Annotated in this window: 15 protein-coding genes; 7 read left to right on the plus strand and 8 right to left on the minus strand. The window is 66.7% G+C overall.

Annotated elements, in window-relative coordinates; genetic code table 11:
* The first annotated feature begins 126 nt into the window (after positions 1-126).
* From ACOHWE_RS04195 to ACOHWE_RS04205, 3 genes are read left to right on the plus strand one after another with little or no spacing between them, the layout of a single operon-like run.
* Complete coding sequence (locus ACOHWE_RS04195; RefSeq protein ID WP_420664346.1) at positions 127-759, plus strand: glutathione S-transferase family protein; 633 nt, start codon at positions 127-129, stop codon at positions 757-759.
* A 10-nt stretch (positions 760-769) separates the two neighbouring features.
* A complete protein-coding gene (locus ACOHWE_RS04200) occupies positions 770-1,981 on the plus strand; it encodes an acetyl-CoA C-acetyltransferase (protein ID WP_420664347.1) in 1,212 nt (403 codons plus the stop codon).
* Positions 1,982-2,021: 40 nt separating this feature from the next.
* Complete coding sequence (locus ACOHWE_RS04205) at positions 2,022-4,223, plus strand: 3-hydroxyacyl-CoA dehydrogenase NAD-binding domain-containing protein (RefSeq protein WP_420664349.1); 2,202 nt, start codon at positions 2,022-2,024, stop codon at positions 4,221-4,223.
* Between the two features lie 390 nt (positions 4,224-4,613).
* Here ACOHWE_RS04205 and ACOHWE_RS04210 read toward each other — a convergent pair whose 3' ends face one another.
* The 3 genes from ACOHWE_RS04210 to ACOHWE_RS04220 form a co-directional block, all read right to left on the minus strand.
* The gene (locus ACOHWE_RS04210) at positions 4,614-5,285 is read right to left on the minus strand and encodes a Hint domain-containing protein (protein ID WP_420664350.1); all 672 of its coding nucleotides are present in this window, start codon (positions 5,283-5,285) and stop codon (positions 4,614-4,616) included.
* A gap of 85 nt (positions 5,286-5,370) precedes the next feature.
* Positions 5,371-6,021, minus strand: coding sequence for a sulfotransferase family 2 domain-containing protein (locus ACOHWE_RS04215; protein ID WP_420664352.1), 651 nt, complete (start codon positions 6,019-6,021; stop codon positions 5,371-5,373).
* 184 nt (positions 6,022-6,205) lie between these two features.
* A complete protein-coding gene (locus ACOHWE_RS04220; RefSeq protein WP_420664354.1) occupies positions 6,206-7,129 on the minus strand; it encodes a DMT family transporter in 924 nt (307 codons plus the stop codon).
* Between the two features lie 77 nt (positions 7,130-7,206).
* Between ACOHWE_RS04220 and ACOHWE_RS04225 the strand changes: the two genes are divergently transcribed.
* From ACOHWE_RS04225 to ACOHWE_RS04235, 3 genes are all read left to right on the plus strand, one after another.
* Positions 7,207-8,841 (plus strand): AMP-binding protein, encoded by a 1,635-nt coding sequence (locus ACOHWE_RS04225; protein WP_420664355.1) that lies wholly within the window; start codon positions 7,207-7,209, stop codon positions 8,839-8,841.
* A gap of 99 nt (positions 8,842-8,940) precedes the next feature.
* Positions 8,941-9,951: a hypothetical protein gene (locus ACOHWE_RS04230; protein WP_420664357.1), complete on the plus strand. Its 1,011-nt coding sequence runs from the start codon at positions 8,941-8,943 to the stop codon at positions 9,949-9,951.
* Positions 9,952-10,083: 132 nt separating this feature from the next.
* The gene (locus ACOHWE_RS04235) at positions 10,084-10,536 is read left to right on the plus strand and encodes a PACE efflux transporter (protein ID WP_420664358.1); all 453 of its coding nucleotides are present in this window, start codon (positions 10,084-10,086) and stop codon (positions 10,534-10,536) included.
* 119 nt (positions 10,537-10,655) lie between these two features.
* On the opposite strand, the gene ACOHWE_RS04240 is transcribed toward ACOHWE_RS04235, so the two are convergent.
* The 5 genes from ACOHWE_RS04240 to ACOHWE_RS04260 form a co-directional block, all read right to left on the minus strand.
* Positions 10,656-12,029, minus strand: coding sequence for an SPOR domain-containing protein (locus ACOHWE_RS04240; protein WP_420664360.1), 1,374 nt, complete (start codon positions 12,027-12,029; stop codon positions 10,656-10,658).
* 241 nt (positions 12,030-12,270) lie between these two features.
* Entirely contained in the window at positions 12,271-12,903 is a 633-nt protein-coding gene (gene upp, locus ACOHWE_RS04245) for a uracil phosphoribosyltransferase (RefSeq protein WP_420664361.1), read from the minus strand.
* Positions 12,904-13,002: 99 nt separating this feature from the next.
* The gene (locus ACOHWE_RS04250) at positions 13,003-14,214 is read right to left on the minus strand and encodes a phosphopentomutase (RefSeq protein WP_420664363.1); all 1,212 of its coding nucleotides are present in this window, start codon (positions 14,212-14,214) and stop codon (positions 13,003-13,005) included.
* Positions 14,214-15,515 (minus strand): thymidine phosphorylase, encoded by a 1,302-nt coding sequence (locus ACOHWE_RS04255; protein ID WP_420664365.1) that lies wholly within the window; start codon positions 15,513-15,515, stop codon positions 14,214-14,216. Before ACOHWE_RS04255 ends, ACOHWE_RS04250 begins: the two co-directional genes overlap by 1 nt.
* A gap of 4 nt (positions 15,516-15,519) precedes the next feature.
* A complete protein-coding gene (locus ACOHWE_RS04260; RefSeq protein WP_420664367.1) occupies positions 15,520-15,912 on the minus strand; it encodes a cytidine deaminase in 393 nt (130 codons plus the stop codon).
* A 217-nt stretch (positions 15,913-16,129) separates the two neighbouring features.
* Between ACOHWE_RS04260 and ACOHWE_RS04265 the strand changes: the two genes are divergently transcribed.
* Positions 16,130-18,403 (plus strand): NADP-dependent malic enzyme, encoded by a 2,274-nt coding sequence (locus ACOHWE_RS04265; protein ID WP_420664369.1) that lies wholly within the window; start codon positions 16,130-16,132, stop codon positions 18,401-18,403.
* Positions 18,404-18,444: the final 41 nt, after the last annotated feature.

Below are 18,444 nucleotides of genomic sequence, written 5' to 3' on the forward strand. Positions count from 1 at the left end.
ACCGCGGGATCAGGGTAGCACTCCGCGCGCAGACGCGGGTTAACACCCCATCATCTTTCCAAAAATACTCCACGGGGTGCGGGGGTGTGAAACCCCCGCTCCGCCCCCAGCCATAGGGAGACACGTATGACGATCAAATTGCACTGCTTCGGAGAAAGCGGCCATTCCTACAAGGCGGCGCTGGCGCTGGAACTCTCCGGGCTCGACTGGGAGCCGGTTTTTGTCGATTTCTTTGGCGGCGCGCCGCGCACGCCGGAGTACCGCGATTTCAACGTGATGGCCGAGGCGCCGGTGCTGGTGGACGGCGATCTGCGCCTGTCGCAGTCCGGCGCCATCCAGCAGTATATCTCGGACAAGACCGGCAAGTTTGCAGGCGCCCCGGAGGACAAATATGAGGTTCTGCGCTGGGTGCTCTGGGATAACCACAAACTGTCCTCTCAGGCTGGCATGACCCGGTTCCTGATGCATTTCCTGCCAGAGGAGAAACGCCCGCAAGAGGTGATCGCCTTCCTGCAGGGCCGCCTGCGCGCCGCGTTCAAGACGCTGGATGCGCATCTGGAGGGCCGCGAGTGGATCGTGGGCGATCAGCTCACCAACGCCGATCTCACCTGCTGCGGCTACCTGTTTTACCCCGAGCCCTTCGGTTTCGACCGATCCGAATGGCCCCATATCGACGCCTGGCTGGACCGCATCAGCGCCCTGCCCGGCTGGAAACACCCCTATGACCTGATGCCCGGCAAACCGTCGGACCGGACTTGAGGAGACCAAAATGACCGAAGCTTATATCTATGACGCCCTGCGCACGCCGCGCGGCAAGGGCCGCAAGGACGGCTCCTTGCACGAGGTGACCTCGGTGCGCCTCTCCGCCCTCACGCTAAACGCGGTGAAGGAGCGCAACAACCTCGAAGGCCACGCCGTCGAGGACGTGATCTGGGGCAACGTGACCCAGGTGATGGAACAGGGCGGCTGCCTGGCGCGCTCTGCCGTGCTCGCCTCGGACCTGGATGAGCGCATCCCGGGCCTCGCCATCAACCGCTTCTGCGCCTCCGGCATGGAAGCCGTGAACCTTGCCGCAAACCAGGTGAAGGGCGGCGCAGGCGACGCGTACATCGCGGGCGGCGTCGAGATGATGGGCCGGGTTGCCATGGGCTCGGACGGGGCGGCGATTGCTGTCGATCCCTCCCTCGCGATGGACACCTATTTCGTGCCGCAGGGCATCTCGGCCGACATCATCGCAACCGAGTACGGCTTCACCCGCGACCAGGCCGATGCGCTGGCAATGGAATCGCAGCGCCGCGCCGCCAAGGCCTGGGAAGAGAAGCGCTTCAACAAATCCGTCATCACTGTGCGCGACCAGAACGGCCTGCCGATCCTGGACCATGACGAATACATGCGCCCGGGCACCGACATGCAGACGCTCGGCTCGCTGAACCCCGCCTTCCAGATGATGGGCGAGCAGATGCCCGGCTTCGACAAGGTGGCGATGCTGAAGTACCCCCACCTGGAGCGGATCAACCACATCCACCACGCGGGCAACTCCTCGGGCATCGTGGACGGCGCCGCCGCGGTCCTGATCGGCAACAAGGAGTTCGGCGAGAAATACGGCCTGAAGCCGCGCGCGCGCATCAAGGCGACCGCCAAGATCGGCACCGACCCGACCATCATGCTGACCGGCCCGGTGCCGGTGACCGAGAAGATCCTGGCCGACAACGGCATGAAGATCGGCGATATCGACCTGTTCGAAGTCAACGAAGCCTTCGCCTCGGTCGTGCTGCGCTTCCAGCAGGCCTTCAACGTCGATCCGGAGCTGGTCAACGTGAACGGCGGCTCCATCGCCATGGGCCACCCGCTGGGCGCCACCGGCGCGATCATCATCGGCACGCTGCTGGACGAGCTGGAGCGGCAGGACAAGGAAACCGGCCTCGCCACGCTCTGCATCGCGTCCGGCATGGGTGCCGCCACCATCATCGAGCGCGTGTAAGCGCCAAAGCCTCACCTGAACAGGGTTGGAGACACCAAGAATGACCGATTTCAAATATGACGTGGACGCCGACGGCGTCGCCATCATCACCTGGGACGCCGAAGGCAAGTCCATGAACGTCCTCACCCGCGAGGCCTTTGGCCTGGTGGAGCAATATGTCGACCAGGCGCTGGAAGACGAGAACGTGAAGGGCATCGTGATCACCTCCGGCAAGAAGGACTTTGCCGGCGGCATGGACCTGAACGTGCTGGCGACGATCCGCGAGGAGTCCGGCGAGAACCCGGCGCAAGGCCTGTTCGACTTCACCATGAGCGGCCACCGCATCCTGCGCAAGCTGGAGCTGGCGGGCATGGACCCGAAGTCCAAGAAGGGCGGCAAGCCGGTGGCCTGCGCCATCAACGGCACCTGCGCCGGCATCGGCACCGAGATCGCGCTCGCCTGCCACCACCGGGTGATGACCGACAACCCGAAGGCCAAGATCGGCCTGCCGGAAATCATGATCGGCATCTTCCCTGGCGGCGGCGGCACCACGCGTTATTCGCGCATGGTGGGCGCGATGGCGGCGGCCCCCGTGCTGCTCGAAGGCAAGATGATGGACCCGAAGAAGGCCAAGGGCGCGCAGCTGATCGACGCCGTGGCCGAAGATCCGCTGGCCGCGGCCAAGGAATGGGTGCTGAACGCCAAGGATGCTGATCTGGTGAAGCCCTGGGACGCCAAGGGCTACAAGATGCCCGGCGGCGCGCCGTATCACCCGGCGGGCTTCATGACCTTTGTCGGTGCCTCGGCAATGGTGCACGGCAAGACCCAAGGCGCCTTCCCGGCGGCCAAGGCGCTGCTGTCGTCGATCTATGAAGGCGCGCTGGTCGATTTCGACACCGCTCTGAAGATCGAGGCGCGCTGGTTCACCCATGTGCTGATGAACCCGTCGTCTTCCGCAATGATCCGCTCGCTGTTCCTCAACAAGCAGGCGCTGGAAAAAGGCGCAGTGCGGCCGAAGGGCGTCGCTGACCAGTCGGTCAAGAAGATCGGCGTGCTGGGCGCCGGCATGATGGGCGCAGGCATCGCGCTGGTCTCCGCCCAGGCGGGCATGGAAGTGGTGCTGATCGACCGCGACCAGGACGCCGCCGACAAGGGCAAGGCCTATTCCGCGTCCTACATGGACAAGGGCATCAAGCGCGGCAAGGCGACCGAGGAAAAGAAAGCGGCGCTGCTCGGCCAGATCACCGCGACCACCGATCTCGAGGCGCTGAAGGGCTGCGACCTGATTATCGAAGCGGTGTTCGAGGATCCCGGCGTCAAGGCCGAGATGACCCGGAAGGTCGAGGCGATCATTCCCGAGGACTGCATCTTTGCCTCCAACACCTCCACCCTGCCGATCTCGGAACTGGCCAAAGCGTCGGGCCGGCCGGATCAGTTCATCGGCATCCACTTCTTCTCGCCGGTCGAGAAGATGTTCCTTGTGGAGATCATCAAGGGCAAGGAAACCGGAGACCGGGCCGTCGCCAAGGCGCTGGACTACGTGCGCCAGATCCGCAAGACGCCGATCGTTGTGAACGATGCGCGCTTCTTCTACGCTAACCGCTGCATCATCCCCTACATCAACGAAGGGATGCGGATGATCACCGAGGGCGTGTCGCCCGTTCTTATCGACAATGCGGCACGCCAGCTGGGCTTCCCGGTGGGGCCGGTGCAGCTGACCGATGAGACCTCAATCGACCTTGGCGCGAAGATTGCCCGCGCCACCAAAGCGGCGATGGGCGACGCCTACCCGGAGAGCCCGGCCGATGATCTGATCTTCTGGATGGAAGAACAGGGCCGCTTGGGCCGCAAGGCCAATGCCGGCTTCTTCGAGTACGACGACAAGGGCAAGCGCATCGAGTACTGGAAGGGCCTGCAGGAGAAATACCCGCTGGCCGCCGCGCAGCCCGATCTGATCGAAGTGCAGGAACGGCTGATGTTCGCTCAAGTGCTGGAAGCGGTGCGGGCGCTGGAGGAAGGCGTGCTGGAAGACATCCGCGAGGGTGACGTGGGCGCGATCCTGGCCTGGGGCTTTGCGCCCTGGTCCGGCGGCCCGTTCAGCTGGCTCGACATTCTCGGCACACCTTACGCGGCGGAGCGCTGCGATGCGCTGGCCGAGGCCCACGGCGAGCGCTTCGCCTGCCCGGCCCTGCTGCGCGAGATGGCGGAGAAAGGCCAGAGCTTCTACACCCGCTTCGCGCCGGAGAAATCCGAAGCGGCCTGAAGCCTGCTGAGGTGAGAACAGAACCGGCCGGTGCCCCGCGCACCGGCCGGTTTTCTGTTTGGCACTGGCTGCTGCCGGATCTTTGCGAACCTGCGCGGAACAAGGCCGCAGGCCGCCGCGCATCGCCGCCGCGCCCCCACGCGGAGGCGATTTGGCTGCGGCTTAATCTGTCCTCGCGAGGGTCTACGAACGTGGCGGGGATAAACTGCCAGTCACGCAGGTCCGGATCGCCACCGCGCGCGTCGGCAATGCGCTGTTTTGAGCAAAGTGGCTAGGCCAGATTCACCCGCCGGGCGGTTCAACGCGGGCGGCAGAAACTATCGGTGGTCCAGCATCGCGCCGCTATAGAACAGCTTGCTCAAGCAGTTGAAAAACGCCCCTGCGCGCGCCTCAGCTCAGCGGCGGGCGGGTATCTTCGGCAAATTGGTTGCGCGGCAGGCCCGCGGCCCATTGCGCCTCTTCGTCGATCAGCGACAGCACCAGCCCGCGCGCCTCTTCCGGCGGCAGGACCTGGTAGAGCCCCTCCTCCGGCACCGCGCGGCCGCACATCAGATTGCGCGGCGCAGGCGAGAAGCCAAGCGTGCCGGCCTCGAGGTAGATCACCTGGTCCCGGGCAAAGCGCGGCATTGCCAGTGTCAGGCTGTTTCCGGGGTGCATGCGGGTTATGCCGCGGTAGCCTTCCAGCGCGGCGGCGGGCACCACCGCAAAGGGATCGCCCATCGCGTCCTGCGCCAGCTCGCTCTCCAGAAGCACGCCCTGATCGGGCATCAGCCACAGCGGGTTTCGGTTCATCAGCGCATCGCGCGGTACGAAAAGCGGGCAGCGCGCCGGGTCCAGCGCCGCGCCGTCAAGCGTCAGCACCTCGCGCTCGACCTCCAGCACCGGCTGCATGCCATGGTCGAAGGTCAGCACCCGGTCGCCGGGCGCCAGTGCCTCCACCGGGCGCCAGCCGAGGTTTGAGGCCACCAGCGTCCCTTCCAGCAAACCGCCCTGCCCGGCAGCCACCAGGGGAAAGCCGCTGGCCAGCGGGCCCGCCTTGCGCTTTGAAAACCAGTCCAGCATCGCCTGTCCTTTCCTGCACCGCCCCGGGGGGCGGAAATCCTTCGCGGCCCCTGCTGACGGCCGCGGTCTCCGACAGGGATAAGGCTCAATCGTTAAAAGAGTATTCAAATTGTTCGATGTCCTGCGCGCAGGCTTCGGCCACGGCGCGGGCGGTGGCGGTGTCGTAGTAGCTCCGCCAGTCCGCAAGCCGGGCCGAGGCATTGGCGCGCGGCAAAGTCAGATCGAACCCCAGGTGATCAAACAAGGGCTGCGCGTCCTGCACGAAATGCTCAAGCCGGATGTAGAGGCTGCAATGCTGCGTGCCGCTTGCCAGGCGCATGTAGGAAGACGCAGGGTTTGCGCGCAGTGCCGCGCAAGTTTGCGGATGCAAAACGAAGTCCCGGAAACTCAGCGCCCGTGCCAGCGCCACGGCCGGGTGGGCGAAGGTCTGATCCCGCAGCCAATGGTAGTAGCTCACCACCCGGTCCCAGGGGTTGCGCACCAGGGTGAAGGCAAAAAGCGCCCGCAGCTCCTCCTCGCTGCAAAGCCCGTCCAGGTCCGCAAGCGCCGAGTGCTTCCAGAGCCGCCCTCGCGCTTTTACCCCTGCAAGACGCCGCCGGCGCTTCCGCGATTTCGGCGTATCGCCTGCCATCAGGTCATCCGCCATCGCGCGGGCCTCCAGCGCCAGCGCAAGCGCGGTGCCGCCGGTTTTAGGGATATGGATGAAGACGTAGCCGCGTCCGGGCGACAGGATCATGGGGAGACCGTAGGCAATTGGCCTGCAAATGGAAACGCTGCAAATGCGCCTGCCGCCGCTGCCCCCTGCGAGGATATTTCCCGACCGGAAAGAGCCTGCGGTGTTTCGCCCTTTGCTGCTTTCTGACCAAAAATACCCCGGGGTGAATTGGCCCATGGGCCAAGAGGGGCAGCGCCCCTCCGGCTTACCCTGAGCGCAGGGCGATGGTGGCGCCCGCCAGTATAATCAGCGCAATGCCGAAGATCTGCCAGCCATCCAGCACCTGGCCGAAGACCAACCAGGCGATGCCCGGACCCACAATCATCACGGAATACTCGAAGACCGCGACGAAACTTGCCTCGCCCAGCTGGTAGGCCTTGGTGATCAGGAAGACGCCGCTCACCGCGGCAAAGCCCTGCAGCAGGATGAGGTGGGACATCTCCCAGAGCGGCCAGGCCCAGCCTCGGGTGAGGAAGCCGTCCGCTCCCTCGGGCACCGGCTGCGGCCAGATCTCGAGCCCGGCGAGCAGGCCCGCGCCGATCAGCCCCTGCGCCAGCAGGTAGACAAACAGCATCGCCACCGTGCTTTCGCCCTGGCACAGGCGGCCGGTCGCGATCGAGCCGAGCGCGTAGAAGAACCCGCCCGCCACCGGCAGCAAAATCAGCCAGTCGAAGGCCGCAGTGCCGGGTTGCAGCACAAACAGCACACCTGCAAATCCCGCCAGCACCGCCGAGATGCGCACCAGCCCGATCCGCATCCTCAAAAACAGCACCGAGACGATCACGATGATGATCGGCGAGGTGAACAGCCCCGCAAGCGCCTGAGCTATCGGCATTAAGGCGACGGCGGAGAAATAAAACACCATCGACACCGCCAGAAGCACCGCGCGCAGCGTCACCGCACCCGGCCGCTGCGGCACCATGCCGCCCAGGCCCGCGCGCGCCATGAGAAAAAGGAATGGCAGCGCCACCAGCGAGCGCAGAAGGTAGAACTGCCCCAGCCCGATATGTTCCGCCATCAGCGGCACCGCGTTGTCGGTGATGCCGATGATCGCCATGGCCGCGAGCATCGACTGGGCCGCGGCAGTCTGGCCGCTGCCTGCCCCCCGGGAAAGTATCATTTGTTTCATGCTGTTTGCATTGCCCGCAACTTTTCGCAATATCTAGCCTCAAAACGACACATAGAGTGATTCAAGGGAGGAATCCGATGGGTTGGATGGCGGATGAGACCGGTCTGGAGAAGACCGCCGCGAACTACGTCCCGCTGACGCCGCTGTCGCATTTGCAGCGGGCAGCCCAGGTGTTCCCGGATCATACCGCGGTGGTCTATGGCAGCCACCGCAAGACCTACGCCGAGTATCACGCGCGCTGCAGCCGGCTGGCTTCGGCGCTGGCGGCACGCGGGGTGGCACCAGGAGATGTTGTTGCGACCCTTCTGCCGAACCTGCCCGCCCAGGCGGAGGCGCATTTCGGCGTGCCCGCCTGCGGCGCGGTTCTGAACACCATCAACACCCGGCTCGATACCGGCACGGTCTCCTATATCTTCGAACACGGCGGCGCCAAAGTGGTGCTGGTCGACCCGCAGATGCTGGAGCTGGCCGAGGCCGCCGTGGCGGAGATGGATGGCGATGGCCCGGAGATCATCGAGGTCGCGGACGAGCAGGCGGGCTGGCCAGCCTCGGGCAAGTACACCGAGTACGAAGCGCTGCTGGCGGAGGGCGATCCGGCGTTCGACTGGATCATGCCCGAAGACGAATGGGAGAGCCTCGCGCTCAACTACACCTCCGGCACCACCGGGCGGCCCAAGGGCGTGGTCTACCATCACCGCGGCGCCTACCTGATGACGATGGGCACCGTGGTCTCCTGGCGGATGGTGCTGAACCCGGTCTATCTCACCATCGTGCCGCTGTTTCACTGCAACGGCTGGAATCACACCTGGATGATGCCGCTCGTGGGCGGCACGGAGGTCTGCTGCCGCGATGTCACCGCGGGGAACATCTACAAGGCGATCCACGAGGAGGGCGTGACCCATTTCGGCGGCGCGCCGATCGTTCTCAACATGATCGTGAACGCCAGGGAGGAGGAACGCCGCGCCTTTGACCACACGGTGGAGGTCTTCACCGCAGGCGCCCCGCCGGCACCCGCGACGCTGTCGAAGATCGAGGATCTCGGCTTCAATATCACCCACGTCTACGGGCTGACTGAAACCTTCGGCCATGTCACCGAATGCTGCTGGAAGGACAAGGAATGGGGCGGGCTGGACCGGGCGCAGATCGCCGCCCGCAAGGCGCGCCAGGGCGTGGCGATGCCGATGATGGAGCCGGTCGTGGTGCGTGACAGCGAGCACAACATCCTGCCAATGGACGGGCACAGCCAGGGCGAGATCGCCTTGCGCGGCAATACGGTGATGAAAGGCTATTACAGGAACCCGGAAGCCACCGCCGAGGCCTTCAAGGGCGGCTATTTCAACTCCGGCGACATCGCGGTGCAGCACCCGGACGGCTATGTCCAGATTGCCGACCGGGCCAAGGACATCATCATTTCAGGCGGCGAGAACATCTCCTCGGTTGAAGTGGAGGGGGTCTTGATGGCGCATCCTGACGTCAACCTCGCCGCAGTGGTGGCAAAGCCGGATGAGAAGTGGGGCGAGGTGCCTTGCGCGTTTGTTGAGCTGAAGCCGGGCGCGGAGCCGGATGCGGACGCGCTGATCGCCTTTGCGCGGCAAAGCCTCGCGGGCTTCAAAACACCCAAGACGGTGCTGTTCCAGGAGCTGCCCAAGACCTCGACCGGGAAGATCCAGAAGTTCGAGCTGCGCAAAATCGCCCGCGGCCTGGCGAGCTGAGGCGCCGAAAGCCACCCCGGCCGGCAAAGCGGTTTGCTGCCCCCCCGAACTTGTGTTTAATCCGGCGGCGACAGGAACAACGGGGGGCAGTCCGCCAGCATGACCGCATTGAAGGAATTCCAGCGTCTGGAGGCGGCGGGCCTGTGGCGCGCGGACGCGGAGGCACAGCGGCGGGATGTGATCATCTCGCTCGGCGATGCGACGCTGACGATTTCCGACATGAACGACCGGCCGCTCGCGCATTGGTCGCTGGCGGCACTGGAGCGGGCCAATCCGGGCGGGTACCCGGCGCTTTTCCACCCCGATGGCGACCCCGGCGAGACGCTGGAGATCGGCGCGGACGAGACCACCATGCTGGAGGCGATTGCCCGGGTGCAGGCGGCGATTGGCCGGTCGCGGCCGCGGCCGGGCCGCCTGCGCGCGCTGAGCGGGCTGGGAGTGCTGGCGCTGATTCTGGCGCTGGCGGTGCTGTGGCTGCCGGGCGCAGTAAGCCGCCACGCGGTGAGCGTGGTGCCGGAAATCAAGCGTAAGGCGGTGGGCCGGGCGCTACTGGAACGGATCGAACGGGTTTCGGGCCCGGCCTGCGCGACGCCCGAAGCGGCACCGATTCTCAGGAAGCTTGCGCAGCGCACCGGGGTGCGGCGTCTGGTGGTGCTGCGCTCGGGCGTTCCGGGCAGCCTGCACCTGCCGGGCGGATTCGTGCTGCTGAACCGCAGCTTTGTGGAAGACTACGAGGACCCGGCGGTGGCGGCCGGGGCGATCCTCGCCGAACGCGCCCGCGCTGCTGACGGCGACCCGATGGCGGCGCTTCTGGACGCGGGCGGAATTGCCGCGCCGGTGCGGCTGCTGACGACGGGCGACGTGAGCCGGGCAACGCTTGATGCCTATGCCGAAGAGGTGCTGGCCAGCCCGCGCCCGGCAGTGCCTGCGGACGTACTGCTGGCGGAGTTTGCCCGCACCGGGCTGCCCTCCGCGCCTTATGCCTATGCGCTCGACATCACTGGCGAGAGCGTGCTGCCGCTGATCGAGGGAGACCCGACCGCGGGCCAGGAGATCGAGCCGGTTCTGAGCGACCGGGACTGGGTGCGGCTGCAGAACATCTGCGGTTAATGGCAGGCCGGCGGATGGGGTTGAAACCGCGCCGCCGCCGGTTATCCTAATGGCAAGCGAGGACGCCCTCCCCCAGGACGGGACAGCAGCCGGGACGGCCCGGGTCACCCCAAGGGGACAAGGGGAGATACCATGCGCAGCGCCAGGGACCGGATCCGCCACGCCATCAGTTTTGAAGTCATCGGGCTTCTGCTCATCACACCGCTGGGCGCCTGGGTATTCGGCATACCCGCCGCGCATCTGGGGGCAGCCGCCTTTATCTGTGCGAGTATCGCGACGGCTTGGAACTTCCTCTACAACCTTCTGTTCGACAAGGCGCTCGTGGCCCTGCGCGGCAGCACCGGGCGCGGCGTTGCCCTGCGTGTGCTGCATGCGGTGCTGTTCGAACTGGGGCTGCTACTGGTGCTGATGCCGTTTCTGGCGTGGTTTCTTGAGATCAGCCTCTTCCAGGCCTTCGTGATGGATGCGGGATTTGCCGGCTTCTACCTTGTCTATGCCTTTGCCTTCAATTGGGCCTACGACATGATCTTCCCTGTGCCCGCCCGGCCGTCCGGACCCGGCGGGGCGGCAGCGCAGGCAGGCTGAATCGGGGTCCCGGACAGCGGCAAGCCAAGAGGCGCGGGATTTGGCCGCAGAGCGCCGCGCATCGCCGCACGCTTCCGCACGGCAGCGCGGCGCGGCTCCCTCGCCTTTAGGGCAACGGCTTACTTGCTGAGCCGGGCACCGGGAAAGCCTGCCGCCTGCACCTGGGTCAGCGCGGCGCGGGCCTCGGCAGGGTTTGTGAAGGGACCTGCGAGGACAACCTTCAGTTTCTGCCCTTGGCGGCTGAGTGCACCGAGCCGCACGGGCAGCCCGCGTTCCGCAAGCTTCTCCGCCGCTGCGCGGGCCCTGGCTGCGTCCGCAAGTGTCGCGGCGCGGATGTAGCTTTGCGAAGGCGCCACGAGATCCGGCGCCGGGGCGGCCGGATCGGCGCGGCTGGAAAGCCGCAGCGCGGGAACCTGGGCCTCGGCCGGGCTGCGCCGGGCTTCGGGCGGCAATATGACCACCGGGCGGTCGAGCGGCGGTTTCACCAGGCGGCGCGGCACCTCATCGGTCCAGATCCCGGCGGAGGCGGCATCACCCGCCGCGCTGCGCGGGCCGCGCAGCGGATTCAGGCGGCCGTCTTCGCGATTGACCTGCACATAACCGGGCGGCACCACCGCGGCACCGCTGATGCTGGCCTGGCGCAAGGTGCGTTCGGCCCGGCGCGGGTTGAGGCGGCCGTCCTTCCAGACCGGGCGGTAGCCCTTGGGGACGGAGAACGTGTTGCTGAGGCGGCGCTCCTGATAGATGTGCTTCTGCACCACGCGGGTGCTGGGCGTAAGCGGCAGAGCGGACTGCGGGCCGCCCCCCGGGCTGTCGCCATAGGTGACGGGCGGCGCCGCCTGCGGGCCGCAGCGCGCACTGCCGCGGTTGATGTATTGCTGGCTGAGCGCCGATGCGCCGGGACAGGGCGCGGCGGCCGCGGGGGCGGGTGCAGCGGGCTTCGCAGCCGGGTTCGGAGCCAGCCGCACAGGTTTCTGCGGGACCGGTTTGGCGGCAGCAGCCGGTTTGGCAGCGCGGGGCGGTTTTGCGGGAGCCGCGGCAGCGGCGCGTTTCACCGGCTTGGGCGCGGGTTTTGCCGCGGGCTTCGGGGCCGGTTTCGCCGCAGGCTTCGCCGCCTGTTGGACGGCTTTCGGCGATGACTTGGCGGGTGCGGCGGCGGTGGCCTGCGCGGGCTGATCGCTTTCCGGCAGAGTGATGATCTCGGGCGCGGGCGCGGCCTGCTGCGGCTGCTTGGTGGTACCTGCAACGCCCGTAGGCTTGTAGCCGCAGATCTGCTTGCGCGAGCGGGTCACACGCGGCACCCAGGTCACATTGCCGCCGATGCCTGCGCGGATGTAGATACAGCCGCGGCTGTCGACATATTGCTTAGCTTCGAAAGAGGCGGGCGGGTATTCGGCAGGCGGGCTGGCTTCGCGCAGCACCTGCGCCTCTAGCCCCGTGATCCCGGCGGACCCCGCGATCAAGGCCAGCGCAATAATTCTAGCTAGTTTCATACCCCTGCCCCGCAATATGTGGCGGCAGGATGCCCGATGCGCAGAGGCGAGTAAAGATTTTGCGGCGCGAATATGGCCGGAAGCGGCTGAATTGCCATGGAGCGCCCGCCCGGGCCGGGCCGGCGTCAGCACCTAAGCGCAGAACAATGGCGGGAGGCCGCCGCCGGCTGCGCGGGTATCCCACGCGGAACGCAAAAGGCCCGGCACAGGGCCGGGCCATCATCTGCTGCGGATCAGCCGCTTACTTGGTGCCGAACATCCGGTCGCCCGCATCGCCGAGACCGGGCAGGATGTAGCCCTTCTTGTCGATCTCGCGGTCGAGCGATGCGGTGACGATCGGCACGTCCGGGTGTGCTTCCTTCATCTTGGCGACCCCTTCGGGCGAGGCCAGCAAGCACAGGAAGCGGATGTTGTTGGCGCCCGCTTTCTTCAGCAGGTCGACGGCGGCGGCAGAAGAGTTGCCGGTCGCAAGCATTGGGTCGACCGCGATCACCAGCCGGTCCTTCAGCCCTTCCGGCGCCTTGAAGTAATACTGCACCGGCTGCAGTGTTTCCTCATCGCGGTAGAGGCCGACAAAGCCGACGCGGGCGGAGGGGATCAGCTCCAGCACCCCGTCGAGCATGCCATTGCCCGCGCGCAGGATCGACACCAGCGCCAGTTTCTTGCCCGCGAGGATCGGTGCTTCCATCTCCTCCATCGGGGTTTCGATGGTGGTGGTGGTCAGCGGCATTTCGCGGGTGATTTCGTAGGCGAGAAGCTGGGTGATCTCGCGCAGGAGGCGGCGGAAACTGGCGGTCGAAGTGCCCTTTTCCCGCATCAGGGTCAGCTTGTGCTGCACAAGCGGGTGATCAACGACTGTGAGATGGTCGGTCATGGGGCGCTCCTAAAGTTGTTTGCTGCGCTTTTATTGGCTTTGCCGCAGCAGGCAAGGCGGTTTTGCCCGCTGCGGGCCAGAAAGGCGTGTCTGGAAGGGTCAGAGGAAGCTCTTGCCGGGTTTCTGCGCCGGCACGCCGAGGTGCTTGGCGACCGAGGCCGCCACATCGGCGAATTTCACCGCGCCGATGGAGCCCGCACCAAGCCCCGCGATCAGCACCGGCACCTGCTCGCGGGTGTGGTCGGTGCCCGGCCAGGCGGGATCGTTGCCGTGATCGGCCGTGAGCAGCAGCATGTCGCCCGCGCGCAGGCGCGGCAGCAGGCGGCCTAGCTCGGCGTCGAACCATTCCAGCGCGCGAGCATAGCCGGAAATGTCGCGGCGGTGGCCGTAGAGGCTGTCGAACTCCACGAAGTTGGCAAAGGTCAGGCTGCCGTCCTCTGCCTCCTCCACCGCGTCGAAGAGGTGCTGCATGAGCTGATCGTCCGTGCCCTTCTTGAGCGTGTCGATGCCGGTCATGGTGAAGATGTCGCCGATCTTGCCGATAGCATGCACCCGGCCGCCTGCGTCCTGCACCCAATTGGTGAGCACCGGCGCGGGCGGCGCAATGGCATAGTCGCGGCGGTTGGCTGTGCGGGTGAAGCCCTCTTCCGCGGTGCCCGTGAAGGGGCGCGCGATGACGCGGCCGACCTTCATCGCGTGCAGTTCGGGCGCGAGGTCCTCGCAGAGTTTCAGCAGGCGGCCGAGGCCGAAGCTTTCCTCATGCGCGGCGATCTGGAAGACGCTGTCGGCCGAGGTGTAGCAGATCGGCTGGCCGGTCTGCATGTGCTCGGCGCCGTGGCGGGCGATGATCTCGGTCCCCGAGGCGTGGCAGTTGCCGAGGATGCCGTCCGTGCCCGCAAGCTCCGCCGCGCGGGCGGTGAGGCTTTCGGGAAAGGCGGGCGTGGTGTCGGGGAAGTAGTGCCAGTCCCAGGGCACCGGCAGGCCCGCCAGCTCCCAATGGCCCGAGGGCGTGTCCTTGCCCGGGCTCAGCTCATGGGCGCAGCCCCAGCGGCCCTCGGGGTCCGCGTCTAGCCCCGGAAACGGCACCGAAGACGCGAGCCGCATCGCCGCGCCAAGGCCAAGGCGGGCGAGGTTCGGCAGATTGAGCGGGCCGCTGCGGCCCTCCTCCGCCTCTCCGCCGGCGCAGGCCTGGGCGATATGGGCAAGCGTATTGGCGCCGAGGTCGGGCAGCTCGCCATTGAAGAAGCGCCCGGCATCCGGCGCGCCGCCGATGCCAACCGAATCCATCACCACGAGGAAGGCGCGGGGCATCAGGAGATCCTTTCGTGTACGAGCGGCAGCGGGTCCGGCGCGGTGCCGAGCGTGAAGGCGGCGAGCACGGCGGCCTCGGCTTCCCCGGCCGCGGCGTCAGTGGCGGCGTGAATGCGGGCAAGCGGGTCGCCCGGCTCCACCGGCTGGCCGAGGCGGGCGATATCCGAGATGCCGACGCCCGGGTGGATGCGGTCGCTTTCCACCATGCGGCCGCCGCCAAGGCGCACCACGGCCAGCCCCAGCGCCTCGCCGTCGATGGCGGCGACGTGGCCGCCCGCGGGGGCCTTCACCACGCGGGTGACTTCCGCCCGCGGCAGGTGATCGCGCCAGCGCTCGGCAAAATCCGCAGGCCCGCCAAGGGCCGCGATCATGCGGGCAAAGCGGTCCGCGGCGCGGCCGTCCGTGAGGGTTTCGGTGATCTTGGCTTCGCCTGCCGCGGCATCCGCCGCCAGACCGCCGTGGGCCAGCAGCACACCGCCGAGGGCGGCGGTCAGTTCGGCCAGCGGGCCGGCGGCAGCGCCGGAAAGCACGCGCATCACCTCCGCCACCTCCAAAGCGTTGCCAAGCGCAGGCGCAAGCGGCTGGTTCATGTCGGTGATCAGCGCCGAAGTGGTGCAGCCCGCCGCATTGGCGGTATCGCAGAGCGAGCGGGCCAGCGCGCGGGCGTCCTCGGCCGTCTTCATGAAGGCGCCGGAGCCGATCTTCACGTCGAGCACCAGAGCGCCGGGGCTGGCGGCGAGCTTCTTGGAGAGGATCGAGGCGGTGATGAGGTCGAGGCTCTCCACCGTCGCGGTCACGTCACGGATGGCGTAGAGCCGCTTGTCGGCCGGGGCGATCTCCGCCGTGGCGCTGACGATGGCGCAGCCCACGTCCTTGACCATGGCGCGCAGGGCGCCCTCGCTGACCGCGGTGGAGAGGCCGGGGATGGCCTCCAGCTTGTCCAGCGTGCCGCCGGTGTGGCCCAGCCCGCGGCCGGAGATCATCGGCACGTAGGCGCCGCAGGCCGCAAGCGCAGGCGCGAGCAGAAGCGAGGCGCAGTCCCCCACCCCGCCGGTCGAATGCTTGTCGAGTACCGGCCCGTCCAGATCCCAAGTGAGCACATCGCCGGTGTCGCGCATCGCCAGCGTCAGCGCGCTGCGCGCGTCTGTCGGCAGGCCGCGCAGGCAGACCGCCATGGCAAAAGCCCCGGCCTGCGCGTCAGAGACGGCACCACTGGCAAGGCCTTCGGCAAACCAGCGCAGCTCGCCTTCGGAAGGCGCGCTGCCGCGGCGCAGTTTTGCGATAATGGCGCGGGCGTCCATGGGCTCAGCTCCGGTCCATGTGGGCGGTGTCAAAGGCCGCGGGCAGCAGGTCGGCTATCGTCAGCACCGCTTCCTGGCCGTCGACCGTACCCATGGTGATCTTCACGTCGCCCTTGCCGAATTCCTTCAGTTTCTGGCGGCAGCCGCCGCAGGGCGGGATCGGCGCCGGGCAGTCGGCGACCACGTAGGCCTCGGTCAGTTCGGTTTCACCCGCTGCGACCATTGCCGCGATCGCGCCCGCCTCGGCGCAGGTGCCTTCCGGGTAGGCCACGTTCTCCACGTTGCAGCCGACATAGACCCGGCCCGAGGCGGCGCGGATGGCAGCGCCGACCTTGAAATTGGAATAGGGGGCGTGCGCGTTGTCCCGCACGGCGAGAGCGGCGTTCTTCAGGCTCATGACGATTCCCTGGCTGCTTTATCATTCGGACAAGATGCCGCAGGATAGCGGAAACCCTTGGGGGAGCGGAAGCCCCTGCCCCGGGGAATTGCCGCTGCGGCACCTCTCTGCAGAAAGCCGCCGGTGTGAAGCTGCCCGGAACCGTCCGCGGTTTTCCCTGTTCCCCCGCCGCGGGAAATGGTTTAATGCTAAACTAAATTGTTTTCAGGAGCGCCACATGTCCGATTCACAGAACCTGCGCCAGGCGGCCTTGCACTATCACGAGTATCCGCAGCCCGGGAAACTGGAGATCCGCGCCACCAAGCCGATGGCCAACGGCCGCGACCTGGCGCGGGCCTATTCGCCCGGCGTGGCGGAAGCCTGCACCGAGATCCAGGCCGATGCCGCCAATGCCGCGCGCTATACCTCGCGCGGGAACCTGGTGGCTGTAGTGTCGAACGGCTCCGCCGTGCTGGGCTTGGGCAACATCGGCGCGCTGGCCTCCAAGCCGGTGATGGAGGGCAAGGCGGTCCTGTTCAAGAACTTCGCAGGGATAGACTGTTTCGATATCGAGGTGAACGAGAGCGATCCGGAAAAGCTCGCCGACATCGTCTGCGCGCTCGAGCCGACCTTTGGCGCCATCAACCTTGAGGACATCAAGGCGCCGGATTGCTTTGTGGTGGAAAAGCTCTGCCGCGAGCGGATGAACATCCCGGTTTTTCACGACGACCAGCACGGCACCGCCATCGTGGTCGGTGCTGCGGCCAAGAATGCGCTGCATGTGGCGGGCAAGCGGTTCGAGGACATCAAGATCGTCTCCACCGGCGGCGGCGCTGCCGGGATTGCCTGTCTCAATATGCTGGTGAAGCTGGGCGTGAAGCGCGAGAACATCTGGCTCTGCGACATTCACGGTCTGGTCTATGAGGGCCGCGAAGCGGACATGAACCCGCAAAAGGCGGCCTTTGCCCAGGCGTCGGACAAGCGCACGCTGGACGAGGTGATCGAGGGTGCGGACCTGTTCCTTGGCCTCTCCGGGCCCAATGTGCTGAAGCCGGAGCTGGTGAAGCAGATGGCGGCGCGGCCGATCATCTTTGCGCTCGCGAACCCGAACCCCGAGATCATGCCGGATGCCGCCCGGAAGGTGGCACCGGATGCCATCATTGCCACCGGGCGCAGCGACTTCCCAAACCAGGTCAACAACGTTTTGTGCTTCCCATTCATCTTCCGGGGAGCGCTGGACGTGGGTGCAACCGAAATCAACGATGAGATGCAGATCGCTTGCGTCGATGGCATCGCTGAGCTGGCCCGCGCCACCACCAGCGCCGAGGCAGCTGCCGCCTACCAGGGCGAGGAGATGAACTTCGGCGCTGACTACCTGATCCCCAAGCCGTTTGACCCGCGGCTGGTTGCGGTTGTCTCCTCCTCGGTTGCAAAGGCCGCGATGGAGAGCGGCGTTGCGACGCGGCCGATCCCGGACCTCGAAGCCTATAAGCAGAAGCTGAACCAGACCGTGTTCAAATCGGCGCTGCTGATGCGGCCGGTGTTCGAAGCCGCCCGTGCCGCCGCCCGCCGCATCGTGTTTTCCGAGGGTGAGGACGAACGGGTGCTGCGCGCCGCTCAGGCGGTGCTGGAGGAGACCACGGAAACGCCGATCCTCATCGGCCGTCCCGAGGTGATCGAGGCGCGCTGCGAGAAGCTGGGGCTGGACGTGCGCCCGGGCCGCGACTTCCAGCTGGTGAACCCGGAAAACGATCCGCGCTACTACGACTACTGGAACAGCTATCACCGGCTGATGCAGCGCCAGGGCGTGACCCCGGATCTGGCAAAGGCCATCATGCGCACCAATACCACAGCGATCGGCGCCATCATGGTGCAGCGCGGGGAAGCCGACAGCCTGATCTGCGGCACCTTCGGCGAATACCGCTGGCATCTGAACTATGTTGTGCAGGTGCTGGGCGGCGGCACCTATACGCCGCACGGGGCGCTGTCGATGATGATCCTGAAGGACGGGCCGCTGTTCATCGCCGACACCCATGTGCATGTGGAGCCGACACCGGAACAGATCGCGCAAACGGTGCTCGGAGCCGCCCGCCACGTGCGCCGCTTTGGTCTGGAGCCGAAGATTGCCCTGTGCTCGCAATCGCAGTTCGGCACTATCAACTGCGACACCGGCGCGCGGCTGCGCGCCGCGATCGAAATCCTCGACGGCAAGCCCCGCGACTTCGTCTACGAGGGCGAGATGAACATCGACACCGCGCTCGACCCCGAGCTGCGGGCGCGGATCTTCCCGAACTCGCGGCTGCAGGATGCCGCAAACGTGCTGATCTTTGCCCATGCCGATGCGGCCTCGGGCGTGCGCAACATCCTGAAGATGCGCGCCGACGGGCTGGAAGTGGGTCCAATCCTCATGGGGATGGGCAACCGCGCGCATATCGTCTCGCCTGCGATCACCCCGCGCGGGCTTCTGAACATGGCCGCCATTGCCGGCACCCCGGTGGCGCACTACGGTTAAGTCCGGGCGGCCGCGCTGGCTGGCCGCCCAAAGCGAGTGCG

The organism is Cribrihabitans neustonicus, from assembly GCF_048820895.1.
In the GTDB taxonomy this organism is placed as follows: domain Bacteria; phylum Pseudomonadota; class Alphaproteobacteria; order Rhodobacterales; family Rhodobacteraceae; genus Cribrihabitans_A; species Cribrihabitans_A neustonicus.